This is a genomic window from Pseudomonas sp. 34 E 7, from assembly GCF_900005715.1.
In the GTDB taxonomy this organism is placed as follows: Bacteria; Pseudomonadota; Gammaproteobacteria; order Pseudomonadales; family Pseudomonadaceae; genus Aquipseudomonas; species Aquipseudomonas orientalis_A.
This window is the reverse complement of the sequence record NZ_CVTX01000102.1, coordinates 1-14,911: the sequence shown is the minus strand read 5'-3', so window position 1 is coordinate 14,911 and position 14,911 is coordinate 1. Positions and strand designations below refer to the sequence as shown.

The window sequence follows — 14,911 nt, the reverse complement described above, 5'->3', positions numbered from 1 at the left end:
TGAGCTGGTCTAATAGTCCCGGACACCTCAATAGGTGAAACTACACCTATTGAGGAGTATTCCATGACCAAGAAGTACAGAAAATTCGACGCCGCTTTCAAGCTAAGAGTCTGCAAGATGATTGTTGACCAAGGCCTGAGCGTGAACTCCGTTTGTACCGATTTAGACTTGAGTGACACTGCCGTGCGCCGCTGGGTCCAGCAGTACCAAGCCGAGCAGTTAGGTGGTACAGGGATTGGTAAACCGTTAACCAGCGAGCAACAGCGTATTCGTCAGCTTGAGCAGCAGATCCGCGAGCTGAAGACTGACAACGATATATTAAAAAAAGCTACGGCCTTCTTTGCCCGCGAATTGAAGTGATCCACCAATTGGTTCACCAAATGCAATGCAAGGCCTACCCGGTAATACGTATCTGCCGGGTTTTGCGGATCAGCCGTTCGGGGTTCTATGAAGCTCGTCAGCGGTCTTTTAAGCCAAAAGCTGTCTGTCCGGTTGCAGCTCAGGTCAAAGCTACGTTCATGACCAATGAGCACTGTTATGGCAGTCGTCGGGTGATGAAAGCACTGCGTAGCGATGGCGTATCCATTGGGCGGCACAAGGTCCGTCGGCTGATGAAACAACAGGATTTACGCCCGATCTGGAAGCGCAAGTTCGTTCATACCACCAACAGTAATCATAATTTCCCGGTAGCTGAGAACCTGCTCAACCGCCAGTTTAACCCCGAGCAGATCAACCAATCATGGGTTGCTGACATCACTTATATTCGCACTCGAAGCGGCTGGCTGTACTTGGCGGCTGTCATGGATTTGTATTCACGCAAGATCGTAGGCTGGTCCATGGCTCCGCATATGCGCGCAGAGTTGGTGTGCAGTGCTATGCAACTAGCCATCACACAGAGACAGCCTAAACCGGGTCTGATCGCGCACTCAGATCGGGGCAGCCAGTATGCAGGCGCTACTTACCAAGCCATGCTGACACGACATGGCTTGCGCTGCAGCATGAGCCGCAAGGGCAACTGCTGGGACAACGCAGTCATGGAACGTTTCTTCTTGAACCTGAAGATGGAGCGTGTTTGGAGGAAGGACTATGCCAATCATGATGAAGCAATCAGGGACGTCACGGATTACATTGTGCGGTTCTACAATGAACGACGAATGCATTCATCGTTAGACTATTTGCCGCCCAATCAGTACGAGCGGCAAACAGCCTGAAAACACCGATTGAGGTGTCCGGAAAAAGTTGACCACCTCAGTGTAAATACAGTCAAATGTGGGAGGGGGCTTGCCCCCGATAGGGCCGAAGGCCCGCTTCACCCGGCGACGCTGACCTCTTTGGGCAACCGCTGATCAATCACCCGATACAACGCACTGTCCTGCGGCCAGTTGCGCATGAACCGCGCACGGTCTTTGGCATACGCCGCAGCAAAGCTGGCAACCGAGCTGTGTTGGCACATGGCGTCCAGGTCGATCATCGCCCAGCGCCCTTCGCTCCAGAACAGGTTATGCCCCTTGAAATCCCCATGGCTGATGCGCGCCTCGATCAACTCGGCGAACAGCCGGTCCAGCGCCAGCAGTTCATCTTCCGGCGCGTCGCCGCGTTCGACATAGGGCGCAAAGCGCTCGATGATGTCCGGCCCCGGCAGGTATTCGGTGACCAGATAGGCACGGCTGCGCAACCAGAAAAAGCGCTTCTCCAGGACCGCCAGCGGCGTGGGCGTAGCAAAGCCGAGGAACGCCAGGCGATTGCCTTCGCGCCAGGAATGCCAGGCACGGCTCGGGCGCCAGAAGCGTTTGAGCCAGTGGGTGAAACCCTTGATGTTGTAGCGCTTGATCACCAGAGGCCGGCCGGCCACTTCGACCCTGGCCACGCTCGCGGCGCCGCCGGTCTTGTACAGATGGCCCTGGTCGAGCAGCGCATCGGCCTTTTCAAGCACGGGCAGCATGGCCGCCTCTTCCTCACGGCGAATCGCGCGCAGGCCAAAGGCGCCACGTACCACGCTGAACAGGGTGCATTCGCGGCCAACCTTGTTCAGGTAGTCGCGCAAGCGCCAGGCGCTGACTTTGCGCACCTGCTTTTCCAGAGCCTCCAGCGGCAAGGCATGTTCGCCGTTGGCCAGCAGGTAATACACCAGCAATTCTTCGGTAAACGGCGCGAGGTTTTTCGGCAACTGGGCAAAGAACACCCCGAGGTTTTCCAGCACGCGATTGCGCGACAGCGGCTTGCCCGCCTCTTCGACACGAATCCCCGCGCCATCAATCAGATACAGCTTACCGCCCTGGCGCAGCAGGTTGTCCAGGTGCAGGTCTTCCTGCCACAAGCCCTTGGCATGCATCTGCGCAATCGCGCCCAGCGCGTCGGCGAGCACGGCGGTTTGTTCGTCGGCCAATGGCGGCAAGCTTTCGACAGCGCGCCAGGCGTCGGCCAGGCTGAGGGCGCCTTCAAGAAACTCGAACAGCAGCCAGCCACCCTCGCCTTCCTGCAAACCGTCGGCCAGCAACAGCGGCGTGGTCAGGCCTTGTTCGGCCAGCAAACGCACCCCGCTGCGCTCACGCTGGAAATGCCGCGCCGCCGAGTTGCCAACCAGCAGCTTGGCCAGCACCGGGCGACCGCGCCATATTGCGGCGCCGACGTAGCGCTGCCCCGGCAAAACCCGCAGCAGGCTGAGCAGTTGCAATTGCCCCGGGCCTGCCGCATCGACCAGGTCGAGGGTCAGCGGCAGGCTGGGAATACGGCCGGCATTCTTCAGCTCGGACAAACGCATCAGCGGTTTTCCTTGTGACTGCGGCGCGCGGTAAGACGCTGATACCAGGTGGCGACCAGCGCACTGTCTTCAGGCTGCTCAAGATACGCCGCCAGCAGCTGTCGCACCTGCGCATCCGACCATTGCGGCGCGCGGCGCAGCAGGGGTTCGAGGTCCTTGACCCGGTCACGCCAGCCGAACAACAAAGGGCGGGTTTTCTCAAGGTCGATCAACTGCGCGGCGTAACCGTCAGCGGTGGCCTGCAGGAAAATATGCTTGGGATAAAAACAGCCATGCACCTGCCCCACGCTGTGCAACCGACGCGCAAGCCTGCCGCAGGCCAGCAGGATGGCGCGCTGCTGTGCGTCGCTCGACTGCGACCAGTGCTCCAGCAACGAGTCCAAATCGTTCCAACCGTCCAGGGCGCGGGTAAGCAACATCGCACGGCGCTCGCCCTTGACCTTGCGCTCGCCGAAGAACACCGCCTGCAAGGCAGGAATGCCCAGCTTGCGGTACAGGCTGATATTACGAAACTCACGGGCAAAACTTGGCTCGCCGAACGGCCGGTACAAGGTACGCGTCAGGTAGTTGCTCTGGCGCTTGAGGTAGTAACCCTGACCCTCAAGTTCCAGGCGATACACGCTGCTCCATCCGTCGCCGCTGGTGTTGGGCTCATCCACCGCATCCAGTTGCTTGGCCCACAACGTATCGAAGCTGGCCAGGCCGTTGCGCTCAAGCAAAGCGCGGTCTTCGACCGCGAGGAAGTCACTCATTCACGCCCCTCGAAAAACTTCACCACATGGCGAATCCGTTGTTTGTCTGACGTCGTCAGGTGCGTGCGTTGGCGGTATTGCATGTAGAAACGCAGGCGCTGGGTGGCCGACAGATGATACTTGGCGACCTTGTCCAGGCAGGCCAGGTCTTTGGTAATGCGGTATTTGAGCCAGAAGCCGCGCCAGAAATCGCCGTTGGGACAGTCGATCATGTACAGGGTGCGCTGATCGTCCACCAGCAGGTTGCGCCACTTCAAGTCGTTATGGGTGAAGCGATGGTCGTGCATGGTCCGCGTGTACTCGGCGAGCTGACGGCTGATACCGTCGACCCAGCGAGGGTCTTTCAGACGCGGGTCATTACGTTCGGCCAATACCGATAAATCCTCGGTCCTGGGCAATTCCCGGGTAATCATTGCACCCCGGTCATAGGCCAGGCCCTTGCGATCCAGGCCCCAGGCCACCACATCGGCGGTCGGAATCCCCCATTTGGCGAAGCGCTTGAGGTTCTGCCATTCGGATTTCACCCGCGGCTTGCCCAGGTAGCGGCGCAGGCCTTTGCCGGCGCCGACGTACCGCTTGACGTAATAATTGATCCCGCCGCGCTCCACCCGGATGACTTCCGACAGCGGGTCGCGGGTCAGGCGCTCGCCTTGCAGGGCGAACACGGCTTCCAGGCTGCCAAAGTCGTCCGCGAGCGCCGCGTAAGCGGGTTCCAGATTCCAACCCGCCATCAGAGTGCATCCCCGTAACGCTGTTTGCGCGCGTAGAGCTTGTCGGCCTTGCCTTGCAGCCACAGCAACAGAGCGCTTTCCTCGGCGAGGATCTGGCGCAGCGGCTGCTGGAAATAGCCCTTGAGAAAGCGCAGCTTGTCGCGACGGGTCAGGCCGATGTCCAGCGCCGAGAAGTACAGCGCCGCCAGGTCCTTGTCACGCCAGCGATGGCTGATTTTGTCGCGCGTCTGGGCGCGGTGCAGGTCGATGATCGAGAGCTTGAAATTATCGGCCGTCACCGGCGTATCGGTGTGCAGCAGGAAGTGGCAGATGTAGCAATCACGGTGGTTGACGCCGCCGCGATGCATCATGCCGGTCATGCGCGCCACTTCAGCGATCAGCGCGCGCTTGAGACGCGGCTGCGGCGGCTGCTTGAGCCAGTCGATGCTGAAGTCTTCCAGGCTGACAGTCGGCGCCAGCTCTTCGGTAATGATGAAGGAGTGCTGATCGGCCGGGTTGCTGCCGCGCTCGCCATAGGCCACGGCGGTCATGGTCGGCACGCCCAGTGCCTGCAGGCGCTGGATCGCCAGCCATTCCTGACCGGCGCCCAGCACCGGCAGCTTGGCGGTGACCAGGTTCTTGACGATCTCGCCCCAGCCGATCCCACGGTGGATCTTCACAAAGTAGCCGCGGCCATCTACCTCGGTACGCAGCGTGCGACGCGCCTCCAGTTCACGATACACCTCACCTTGCAGGCGCTCGACAGCGGCGAACGCATCCTGCCCGGCCCAGAGGGTTTTGAACGGTTCGGCAAGCATCAATTTCATCGTTTTGGCTCCGCCAGAATCACATCCGCAGCGTGCTGCGGCATGCTATAGAGGTCGGCCGTCTCGGCGAAGGCCAACCCATTGCGGCCCCAGGCCGCGCGCTGTGCAGAATCAGACAACATCCGCGCCAGGTACCCGTTGAGCTGCGTCTGTTCGAACGGCTCATTCAGGACCAGGCCACTGTCGGCTTCGGCGATGTAATGGGCATAGCCACATACCGCCGAGACCAGCACCGGCAACCCGGCCACCAGGGCTTCGAGCAAGACCGTGCCGGTGTTTTCGTTATACGCCGGGTGGATCAACAGGTCGGCGCCCAGCAGGAAACGCGGGATATCGCTGCGCCCCTTGAGGAACTGCACGTTATCGCCCAAACCCAATGTGGCGCTCTGCAATTGGAATACTTTGGGGTCGTCCTGGCCGATTACAAACAGACGGGTGCGTTTCTTCAATTGCGACGGTAACGCCGCCAGCGCCTTGAGGCTGCGGTCGACGCCCTTGGTCTTGAAGCCCGAACCGATCTGCACCAGCAGCAAGTCGTCCTCGCCCAGGCCGAATTCCTGGCGGAACCCTTCGCGTATCATGGCCGCATCCGGCGGCGCACGGCGATCCTGGGCAATGCCCGGCGGCAGCAGGTGGAAGCGTTCCAGCGGTGTGGCGTAATGCTTGATGAACAGCGGCTGCTGCACCTCGGAAATCATCAGGATTTCGGTCTTGGCGTCCTTGGCAAACACGGCGCGCTCGTAGTCGGCAAAGTGTTTGTAACGACCAAAATAACGATACAGCGAATGACGCAGGTTTTGCGCCTTGTCTTCAAAGCAGCCGTCGGCGGCGTAGTACACGTCAAGGTCAGGCATCTTGTTGAAGCCGATCAGGCGATCCACCGGGCGTTTGGCAAGGTCGGCTTTCATCCACGCGCTGAGCTTCTCGTTGCGCCGATGGTTGAAGAATGCCTTGACCGGCGCCACCAGCACTTCAAAGCCCGGCGGGATATCGCCCTCCCAGATCAAGGTGTACACGCGGATTTTATGCCCGCGTTGCTGACACTCCAGGGCGATGCGCATGAAGTCGCGCTGCAGGCCACCGAAGGGAAAATATTTGTACAGTACGAAAGCCAATTGCATCAGTGCAGCTCCTCAGCCAGTAACAACGTGCTCAGCCGGCTCGCTACACGCTCAGGATTGAGGCGCGTGAAGCACAGGGGCGACTCGCGCTTGATGTCGAACCGCCGCAGGTCATCGGCGGTGGGTTGATAAGTGCATTGCTTTTGCAGGCACGGCGCACACGGCCAGTCGCTGGCCAGGTGGATCTGGCCTTTGCCGTAGGCGCCGGTGAGGCCCGGATTGGTAGGCCCGAACAGCGAAATGGTCGGCACATCCAGCGCAGCCGCCAGATGGCCCAGACCGGTGTCCACCGCCACACAGGCACGGGCACCGGCCAACACACGGGCCACGCCCGCCAGGTTCAGTTTTGGCAGCACTTCGGCGTTGGCCAGGCCTTGAGCCAGGCGCTCGGCGCGGGCCTTTTCGATGGCGCTGCCCCACGGCAATTTCACGTCCACGCCCAGGCGGCCCATGCGTTCGGCCAGTTCGCGCCAGTAGGCCTCGGGCCAGTGCTTGGTGTCCCAGGTCGTGCCGTGCAGCAGCAACACGAAGGGTTTCTTCGGCGGCAGGCCCAGCAGTTTCTCGACGCTCAGGCCATAGTCGCCCAGGCCCTTGGGCAGGTCGTAACCCAACGCCACGGCAAACAGTTGGCGCAGGCGCTCCACCGCATGTTGCCCGCGGGCCACGGCCAGGCGGCGGGAATAAAAGCGCGCCGCCAGGGGTTCGCGTGCCGAGCTTTTATCGAACCCGGCTACCGGCGCCCGCACGTAGCGGGTCAGCCAGGCACTTTTCAACAGGCCCTGGGCGTCGATCACCAGGTCATACCGGGTCGACTGCAGCGCCTGTTTGAACCGCCGCCATTCGCCGCTCTTGAGGGTTTGCCAGAGGTTCTTGCGCCAGCGACGAATCGCCACCGGGATCACCTTGTCTACCGCCGGGTGCCAGGTCGGGATTTCAGCGAAGCCTTCTTCCACCACCCAGTCGAAACGGATGCCGGGGATCGCCCGCGCCGCATCGGTCAGTGCCGGCAAGGCGTGGATCACGTCGCCCAGGGATGAGGTCTTGATTACCAGTACCCGCAACTCAGTGAACCTCGACCACGTCGCCCTGCAACCGCTGCAACGCGTCGGTCACCGGCTGCGGCAGCAATTGGCGCAGGCAATTGTAGTGGCCGAAACGGCAGGTGCGCTCAAAACAGGGGCTGCAATCCAGGCCCAGGCGCACCACTTCGACCTTGTCCGCCAGGGGCGGGGTGAAGCCGGGTGACGTCGAGCCGTACACCGCCACCAAGGGACGGTTCAGCGCGGCGGCAACGTGCATCAGGCCGGAATCATTGGACACCACCGCGTCGGCGCACGACAGCAAGTCGATGGCCTCGGCCAGGGACGTTTCGCCACTGAGGTTCACCGCCTCTTCGCGCAGGCCCGGAATCAGGCGCTGGCGAATATCCTCACCCACCGAATGATCGTTCTTCGAGCCAAACAGCCACACCTGCCAGCCTTCGCGAATCCTGGTCTCGGCGACCTTGGCGTAATGCTCCGACGGCCAGCGCTTGGACTCGCCAAACTCGGCGCCCGGGCACAGCGCCAATACCGGGCGATCCAGCGTCAGGCCGAACTTGGCCAGCGCCGCAGCGCGGGTCACCGGGTCAATCTGCAAGCTGGGGCGCGGGTACGGCTTGGGCAGTTCGGCGCCCGGCTCGTAGGCCAGGGCCATGAAACGTTCGATCATCAGCGGATAGCGGGCTTTATCCAGGGTGCGTACGTCATTGAGCAGCACGTAGCGAAACTCGCCGCGCCAGCCGGTACGCTTGGGGATGCCGGCAAAAAACGGCACCAGCGCCGACTTCAGCGAGTTGGGCAACAGGATGGCCTGGTCGTACTGGCCGGCCATGGCTTTGCCGATGCGACGGCGGGTCGCCAATTCCAGCGCGCCATGGCCGAGCGGAAAGCTCAAGGCCTTGCGCACTTGCGGCATGCGCTCAAGGATCGGCCGGCTCCACTCAGGGGCGAGCACGTCGATCTGGCAGTCCGGATAGCGCAGCCGCAGGCACTGGAACAGTGTCTGCGCCATCACCATGTCTCCGACCCAGCTGGGCCCAACGATCAGAATATTCATGTCATTTCCACAAACGATGCGGGGAGGCTTATGCCTCCCCGCCCTAATAGTGTTTCAGCTCAAGCCCAGCGTTTGCCAGATTCGCATCACCTGTCGCCGTTCGTCGGCGAACTGGTCGCCGGCCACCGTACCGGCCTCGTTCTGCAAGGCTTGGCGGTGCGCGGCTGAGCGGTAGGCCTTATACACTTCACGCAGCAAGTGAGCATCGGCGGCGGGCATCAGCCCGACCTGCTCCAAGCCCTCGAGGATGCGGATATTGTCGGTGTAGCGCAGCAACGATGGATGTTGCGCAGACCACGCCAAAGCGGCGTATTGCACCATAAATTCAATATCGACGATACCTCCGGCGTCCTGCTTGAGGTCGAACAGCGCCGTGGCTTCGAAGGCATTGGCGCCCCTGCCGGCCGTTGTGCTCTTGGTTCCCAGGTTATCGCGCATCTTGGCGCGCATCTCGCTGACCTCCTGGCGCAGCTTGGCCAGATCCCGCTCACGCCCTAACACGTTAGCGCGTACCTTCTCGAATGCATGGCCCACATCCTGGCTGCCGACCAGGACGCGTGCGCGAATCAGCGCCTGATGCTCCCAGGTCCAGGCTTCATTTTGTTGATAGCGGTCGAATGCGCCCAGCGAACTGACCAGCAAGCCGGACGCCCCTGAAGGTCGCAGACGCATATCCACCTCGTACAACTGGCCGGAGTTGGTCTGGGTGGTCAGCAGGTGAATGATGCGCTGGCCCAGGCGCGTGAAGAACTGCGCGCCGTCGATCGGCTTGGCGCCGTCGGTCTCGGCCTGCGGGTCGCCGTCATGGATAAACACCAGGTCCAGGTCCGAACCATGCCCCAGTTCGATACCGCCGACCTTTCCATAACCGACAATGATGAACCCGGGATCGCACAGGCTGCCGTCCAGCCGTTGCGGCGAGCCGTGGCGGGCAACAGTCTGGCGCCAGGCCAGGGCCAGCACTTGCTCGAGAATGGCTTCGGCGAGCCAGGTGAGGTAGTCGCTGACTTTCATCAACGGCAGGCTGCCGGCGATTTCCGAGGCCGCCACGCGCAGGCGGTGCGCCAGCTTGAAATGGCGCAGCGCTTCCATCTGCTGCTCGAGGTCGTCTTCGGGGATACGCGTGAGGCGCTCGCGCAACTCGGCGGCCAGTTCCGGCGCCAGCGGTGGCTTGAACAAGCGTCCTTCGTTGAGCAATTCATCCAGCAACAGCGGAAAGCGCGTGATCTGCTCGGCGATCCACGGGCTCGCGGCGCACAGGGTCAATAGACGGCGCAGGGCGTCGGGATTCTCGGTGAGCAGCACCAGGTAAGCGGAACGCCGCGCGACGGCCTCCACCAGGGGCAGTACGCGCTCCAGTACCAGGTCCGGATTGGCGTGTTCGACAGCCTGGGCCAGCAAGCGCGGGATAAACGCATCCAGGCGCTCGCGACCGAGGCGCTGCATGGCGCGCAGTTGGGGGCTACCGCGCAGGCCGGCCAGGGCTTTGAGCGCCTTGGGCGCGTCAGTAAAGCCGCCTTCGCCCAATTGGCGGCAGGCCGCGTCGTCGTCCTGGGACTCTTCCCACAGCGGAAGCCACTCCCCACCGACAACCAACTCGCTTTCTTCACCCTCTTCTTCATCAGGGTCGGCAATCACTTGGCGGAAATGCCAATCCACTCGCCCACGCCAATACATCAAGCGCTCGTGGAACGCGGCCCAATCGGCAAAGCCCAGCATGAAGGCAATACGCGCCTGGTCTTCGGGGCTGTCCGGGAGCATTTGGGTCTGGCGGTCGGCAATCGCCTGGATCGCGTGCTCGGTGTAACGCAGGAATTCGTAGCCATTGCGCAGCTCGGCAATCACCGCAGGCGGCAGGTAGCCCTGGCCTTCCAGGGTGCCGAGCACGTTCAACAGCGGGCGTTGCTGCAGGCTGAGGTCGCGACCACCGTGGATCAGTTGAAACGCCTGGGCGATAAATTCCACCTCGCGAATACCGCCCGAACCCAGCTTGATATTGTCGGCCATGCCCTTGCGCCGCACTTCCTGCTGGATCAACTGCTTCATGGTGCGCAGCGCTTCGATGGCCGAGAAGTCCAGGTAACGGCGATAGACGAACGGGCGCAGCATGTCGAGCAGTTGCGCGCCGGCCACCTGGTCTCCGGCGACGACGCGGGCCTTGATCATGGCGTAACGTTCCCAGTCGCGGCCCTGGTCCTGGTAGTACTGCTCCAGCGCGTTGAAGCTGAGTACCAGCGCACCCGCCGAACCGTAGGGGCGCAGGCGCATGTCGACGCGAAAGACGAAACCGTCGACGGTCATCGGGTCGAGGGCCTTGATCAATTTTTGACCAAGACGGATGAAAAACTCCTGGTTATCCAGGGCGCGCTTGACCCCTACTGTCTCGCCGCCTTCGGGGTAGGCGAAGATCAGGTCGATATCCGACGACAGGTTCAGCTCCACGGCCCCGAGCTTGCCCATGCCGAGGATGACCATGTGCTGCGCCTCGCCGCTGCGCCGCCCGGTTGGCGTGCCGAACTGCACGCAATGGCGCTGGTACAGCCACTGGTAGGCCTGGTCGATACAGGCGTCGGCCATGTCGGAGAGGTCGCGACAGGTTTGCACCAGGTCAGCCTGGCGGGTCAGGTCGCGCCAGATGATGCGCACCTGCTGGCGCGTGCGCTGGCGGCGCAGCACACGGCCCATCTGCTCTTCTGTATCGGCCTGTTGCACGGCACCGGCAATCTGCCCGCACAGTTCACCCGGCGCAAAACCCCGGTCCAGCTCGCCCCAGGCCACCAGCTCGAGCAACATCAAAGGGTCACGAACACTCTGTTCAATCACGAAATCACTGGCGGCGCACACCCGCGCGAAGTCGGCCCAGCGTTGCGGCGTCCAGCCAGAAAGGCCATGATCGTCATCCAGCGCGGCCACGGCGTCACGAAATGACTGCTCGGCCCGACTGGCGTAAGGCAACAGAATGGCCGGCAGTTCGGCCAGCGTAGGAAGGCTCATGGTCTATCCTTGATCGGCGGGTAAATGGCGTGTAGTTGTGAACGCAGGAGCCCTGCTCGATGAAGGACTGTCGAACAAAAGTTAGAAATAGCTGAAATTAAATTAATCTTGGCAGGCAACATCAAACTTTCACCTTTTCTTGTTCGCAATAGACCAACAATAACGATTATGCTCACCAGCCAGACCGAGCCATACGCTCGGTCTTGTGTAGTTTTACTACTCGTATATACATTCGAAAGGCTGAAATGGCCGACGATTTGTAGTAAAACTACAGGACGCCGAAGCAACCTTCGGCCATCCAAGAATTTATGTCGTCTGCCCACAAGGCCAGTCGCAAACTTCAGGCAACCGATTCTGGTAGCCTTTCCGCCCTGGAGCAAGCCATGCAAGACCTCGATCCCGTCGAAACCCAGGAATGGCTGGACGCCCTGGAATCGGTTCTCGACAAAGAAGGCGAAGACCGTGCTCATTACCTGATGACCCGTATGGGCGAACTCGCGACCCGCAGCGGCTCGCAGTTGCCTTACGCCATCACTACGCCATACCGCAACACCATCCCCGTTACCCACGAAGCACGCATGCCTGGCGACCTGTTCATGGAACGCCGCATTCGCTCGCTGGTACGTTGGAACGCCATGGCGATGGTAATGCGCACGAACTTGAAAGATTCGGACCTGGGCGGTCACATCTCCAGCTTCGCTTCCAGCGCAACCCTGTATGACATCGGCTTCAACTACTTCTTCCAGGCCCCGACCGACGAACACGGCGGCGACCTGATCTACTTCCAGGGCCACACCTCGCCAGGCGTCTACGCCCGTGCGTTCATGGAAGGTCGCATCAGCGAAGAACAAATGAACAACTTCCGCCAGGAAGTCGACGGTCAGGGCCTGTCGTCCTACCCGCACCCTTGGCTGATGCCTGATTTCTGGCAGTTCCCGACGGTATCCATGGGCCTGGGCCCGATCCAGGCGATCTACCAGGCACGCTTCATGAAGTACCTGGAAGCCCGTGGCTTCATCCCCGAAGGCAAGCAGAAAGTCTGGTGCTTCCTGGGCGACGGCGAGTGCGACGAGCCGGAATCCCTGGGCGCCATCTCCCTGGCCGGCCGCGAGAAGCTGGACAACCTGATCTTCGTCATCAACTGCAACCTGCAGCGCCTCGACGGCCCGGTTCGCGGCAACGGCAAGATCATCCAGGAACTCGAAGGCGTGTTCCGCGGCGCTCACTGGAACGTGACCAAAGTCATCTGGGGCCGTTTCTGGGACCCACTGCTGGCCAAGGACGTCGACGGTATCCTGCAACGTCGCATGGACGAAGTCATCGACGGCGAGTACCAGAACTACAAGGCCAAAGACGGCGCGTTCGTTCGCGAGCACTTCTTCAACACGCCTGAACTCAAGGCGATGGTTGCCGACCTGTCCGACGACGAGATCTGGAAACTCAACCGTGGCGGCCACGACCCGTACAAGGTCTACGCGGCGTACCACGAAGCGGTCAACCACAAGGAACAACCGACCGTCATCCTGGCCAAGACCATCAAGGGTTATGGCACCGGTGCCGGCGAAGCGAAGAACACCGCGCACAACACCAAGAAAGTCGACGTCGACAGCCTGAAGCTGTTCCGCGACCGCTTCGACATCCCGGTCAAGGACGAAGAGCTGGAGAACCTGCCGTTCTTCAAGCCGGAGCCGAACAGCGCCGAAGCCCGTTACCTCAGCGAGCGTCGTAGCGCCCTGGGCGGTTTCGTGCCGCAACGCCGCGCCAAGAGCATGAGCATCCCGACGCCGCCACTCGATACCCTCAAGGCTATCCTGGACGGCTCGGGCGACCGTGAAATCTCCACCACCATGGCCTTCGTGCGCATCCTTGCGCAACTGGTCAAGGACAAGGAAATCGGTTCGCGCATCGTCCCGATCATCCCGGACGAAGCCCGTACCTTCGGTATGGAAGGCATGTTCCGCCAGTTGGGCATCTACTCCTCCGTCGGCCAGCTCTACGAGCCAGTCGATAAAGACCAGGTGATGTTCTACAAGGAAGACAAGAAGGGCCAGATCCTCGAAGAAGGCATCAACGAAGCGGGCGCCATGAGCTCCTTCATCGCTGCCGGTACTTCGTACTCCAGCCACAACCAGCCGATGCTGCCGTTCTACATCTTCTACTCGATGTTCGGCTTCCAACGTATTGGCGACCTGGCCTGGGCAGCCGGCGACAGCCGTACCCGTGGTTTCCTGATCGGCGGCACCGCCGGCCGCACCACGCTGAACGGCGAAGGCCTGCAACACGAAGACGGTCACAGCCACATCCTGGCTGCCACCATCCCGAACTGCCGCACCTTTGATCCAACCTACGGCTACGAGCTGGCGGTGATCATCCAGGACGGCATGAAGAAGATGACCGAAGAGCAGCAGGACGTTTTCTACTACATCACCGTGATGAACGAGTCCTACCAGCAGCCAGCCATGCCGGCCGGTGTGGAAGAAGGCATCATCAAGGGCATGTACCTGCTCGAGGAAGACACCAAGGAAGCGGCTCACCACGTACAACTGATGGGCTCCGGCACCATCCTGCGCGAAGTGCGTGAAGCGGCGAAGATCCTGCGTGACGAATTCAACGTCGGCGCCGACGTGTGGAGCGTGACCAGCTTCAACGAACTGCGTCGCGACGGCCTGGCCGTAGAGCGCAGCAACCGCCTGCACCCTGGCCAGAAACCAGCCAAGAGCTACGTCGAAGAATGCCTGGCCGGCCGTAAGGGTCCGGTCATCGCCTCTACCGACTACATGAAACTGTTTGCTGAACAAATTCGCCAGTGGGTCCCGTCCAAGGAATTCAAAGTCCTGGGCACCGACGGTTTCGGTCGCAGTGACAGCCGCAAGAAGCTGCGTCACTTCTTCGAAGTCGACCGTCACTTCGTGGTGTTGGCAGCCCTGGAAGCCTTGGCTGACCGTGGTGAGATCGAACCCAAGGTGGTGGCTGACGCCATCGTCAAGTTCGGGATCAACCCGGAAAAACGCAACCCACTGGACTGCTGAGGAGACTTTTTGTGAGCGAACTCATTCGCGTACCTGACATCGGCAGCGGTGAAGGTGAAGTAATCGAGCTGTTTGTGAAGGTCGGCGACACCGTCGAAGCCGACCAGAGCATCCTGACCCTGGAATCGGACAAGGCGAGCATGGAAATCCCTGCTCCCAAGGCCGGCGTGGTCAAGAGCCTGAAAGTGAAGCTGGGCGACCGCCTGAAAGAAGGCGACGAACTGCTGGAGCTGGAAATCGAAGGTGCTGCCGATGCAGCGCCTACTGCTGCCGCTCCGGCCGCCGCTGCATCTGCACCTGCTGCTGAAAAGCCTGTCGCTGCCGCCGAGGCCCCAGCGGCCCCGGCTGCCGCACCTGCCGCCGCCACCGTCCAGGACATTCACGTCCCGGACATCGGCTCGTCGGGCAAGGCCAAGATCATCGAGTTGCTGGTCAAGGTCGGCGACACCGTCGAAGCCGACCAGTCGCTGATCACCCTGGAGTCCGACAAGGCTTCCATGGAAATCCCATCGCCGGCTGCCGGCGTGGTGGAAAGCATTGCGGTCAAGCTGGAAGACGAAGTCGGTACCGGTGACTTCATCCTCAAGCTGAAAGTACAAGGCGCTGCGCCTGCGGCCGCT

Annotated in this window: 11 protein-coding genes; 3 read left to right on the top strand and 8 right to left on the bottom strand. The window is 61.3% G+C overall.

Going from position 1 to position 14,911, the window contains the following annotated elements:
• The first annotated feature begins 63 nt into the window (after positions 1–63).
• Positions 64–1,211, top strand: a protein-coding gene (locus tag BFP96_RS07970; protein WP_122582746.1) for an IS3 family transposase whose coding sequence is annotated in 2 segments (ribosomal slippage) — positions 64–319 and positions 319–1,211 — 1,149 coding nt in all. Because the reading frame shifts where the segments join, the coding sequence is not laid out codon by codon here.
• Positions 1,212–1,309: 98 nt separating this feature from the next.
• Here the strand turns inward: BFP96_RS07970 and BFP96_RS07965 are convergent.
• Genes BFP96_RS07965 through glnE form a run of 8 tightly spaced genes read right to left on the bottom strand, consistent with a single transcriptional unit; the run spans position 1,310 to position 11,262 of the window.
• Positions 1,310–2,761 (bottom strand): lipopolysaccharide kinase InaA family protein, encoded by a 1,452-nt coding sequence (locus tag BFP96_RS07965; RefSeq protein ID WP_065935990.1) that lies wholly within the window; start codon positions 2,759–2,761, stop codon positions 1,310–1,312.
• Complete coding sequence (locus tag BFP96_RS07960; RefSeq protein WP_065896706.1) at positions 2,761–3,513, bottom strand: lipopolysaccharide kinase InaA family protein; 753 nt, start codon at positions 3,511–3,513, stop codon at positions 2,761–2,763. The genes BFP96_RS07965 and BFP96_RS07960 overlap by 1 nt, the downstream gene beginning before the upstream one ends.
• Positions 3,510–4,244 carry a lipopolysaccharide kinase InaA family protein gene (locus BFP96_RS07955; protein WP_065886570.1) on the bottom strand — a complete coding sequence of 245 codons (735 nt, stop codon included), beginning with the start codon at positions 4,242–4,244 and terminating at the stop codon, positions 3,510–3,512. The genes BFP96_RS07960 and BFP96_RS07955 overlap by 4 nt, the downstream gene beginning before the upstream one ends.
• On the bottom strand, positions 4,244–5,050 hold the full coding sequence (rfaP, locus tag BFP96_RS07950) for a lipopolysaccharide core heptose(I) kinase RfaP (protein ID WP_065886571.1): 807 nt from the start codon (positions 5,048–5,050) through the stop codon (positions 4,244–4,246). The genes BFP96_RS07955 and rfaP overlap by 1 nt, the downstream gene beginning before the upstream one ends.
• Positions 5,047–6,171: a glycosyltransferase family 4 protein gene (locus BFP96_RS07945; RefSeq protein WP_065935989.1), complete on the bottom strand. Its 1,125-nt coding sequence runs from the start codon at positions 6,169–6,171 to the stop codon at positions 5,047–5,049. The genes rfaP and BFP96_RS07945 overlap by 4 nt, the downstream gene beginning before the upstream one ends.
• Positions 6,171–7,232: a lipopolysaccharide heptosyltransferase I gene (waaC, locus tag BFP96_RS07940; protein WP_065935988.1), complete on the bottom strand. Its 1,062-nt coding sequence runs from the start codon at positions 7,230–7,232 to the stop codon at positions 6,171–6,173. The genes BFP96_RS07945 and waaC overlap by 1 nt, the downstream gene beginning before the upstream one ends.
• 1 nt (position 7,233) lies before the next feature.
• Positions 7,234–8,268 carry a lipopolysaccharide heptosyltransferase II gene (gene waaF / locus BFP96_RS07935; protein WP_065894438.1) on the bottom strand — a complete coding sequence of 345 codons (1,035 nt, stop codon included), beginning with the start codon at positions 8,266–8,268 and terminating at the stop codon, positions 7,234–7,236.
• Positions 8,269–8,322: 54 nt separating this feature from the next.
• Positions 8,323–11,262 carry a bifunctional [glutamate--ammonia ligase]-adenylyl-L-tyrosine phosphorylase/[glutamate--ammonia-ligase] adenylyltransferase gene (gene glnE / locus BFP96_RS07930; protein ID WP_065894436.1) on the bottom strand — a complete coding sequence of 980 codons (2,940 nt, stop codon included), beginning with the start codon at positions 11,260–11,262 and terminating at the stop codon, positions 8,323–8,325.
• Positions 11,263–11,645: 383 nt separating this feature from the next.
• Between glnE and aceE the strand changes: the two genes are divergently transcribed.
• Together aceE and BFP96_RS07920 are read left to right on the top strand one after the other, a co-directional pair.
• Positions 11,646–14,291: a pyruvate dehydrogenase (acetyl-transferring), homodimeric type gene (gene aceE, locus BFP96_RS07925; protein WP_065894434.1), complete on the top strand. Its 2,646-nt coding sequence runs from the start codon at positions 11,646–11,648 to the stop codon at positions 14,289–14,291.
• A gap of 11 nt (positions 14,292–14,302) precedes the next feature.
• Positions 14,303–14,911: biotin/lipoyl-containing protein (locus BFP96_RS07920; protein WP_305885254.1), on the top strand; the 609-nt coding region annotated here is incomplete at its 3' end.

Excerpts from the sequence above, each read along its gene's own strand:
- BFP96_RS07955 (WP_065886570.1), bottom strand. The coding sequence starts at position 4,244 with ATGGCGGGTTGGAATCTGGAACCCGCTTACGCGGCGCTCGCGGACGAC.
- BFP96_RS07960 (WP_065896706.1), bottom strand. The coding sequence starts at position 3,513 with ATGAGTGACTTCCTCGCGGTCGAAGACCGCGCTTTGCTTGAGCGCAAC.
- glnE (WP_065894436.1), bottom strand. The coding sequence starts at position 11,262 with ATGAGCCTTCCTACGCTGGCCGAACTGCCGGCCATTCTGTTGCCTTAC.
- BFP96_RS07945 (WP_065935989.1), bottom strand. The coding sequence starts at position 6,171 with ATGCAATTGGCTTTCGTACTGTACAAATATTTTCCCTTCGGTGGCCTG.
- waaF (WP_065894438.1), bottom strand. The coding sequence starts at position 8,268 with ATGAATATTCTGATCGTTGGGCCCAGCTGGGTCGGAGACATGGTGATG.
- rfaP (WP_065886571.1), bottom strand. The coding sequence starts at position 5,050 with ATGAAATTGATGCTTGCCGAACCGTTCAAAACCCTCTGGGCCGGGCAG.
- BFP96_RS07965 (WP_065935990.1), bottom strand. The coding sequence starts at position 2,761 with ATGCGTTTGTCCGAGCTGAAGAATGCCGGCCGTATTCCCAGCCTGCCG.
- aceE (WP_065894434.1), top strand. The coding sequence starts at position 11,646 with ATGCAAGACCTCGATCCCGTCGAAACCCAGGAATGGCTGGACGCCCTG.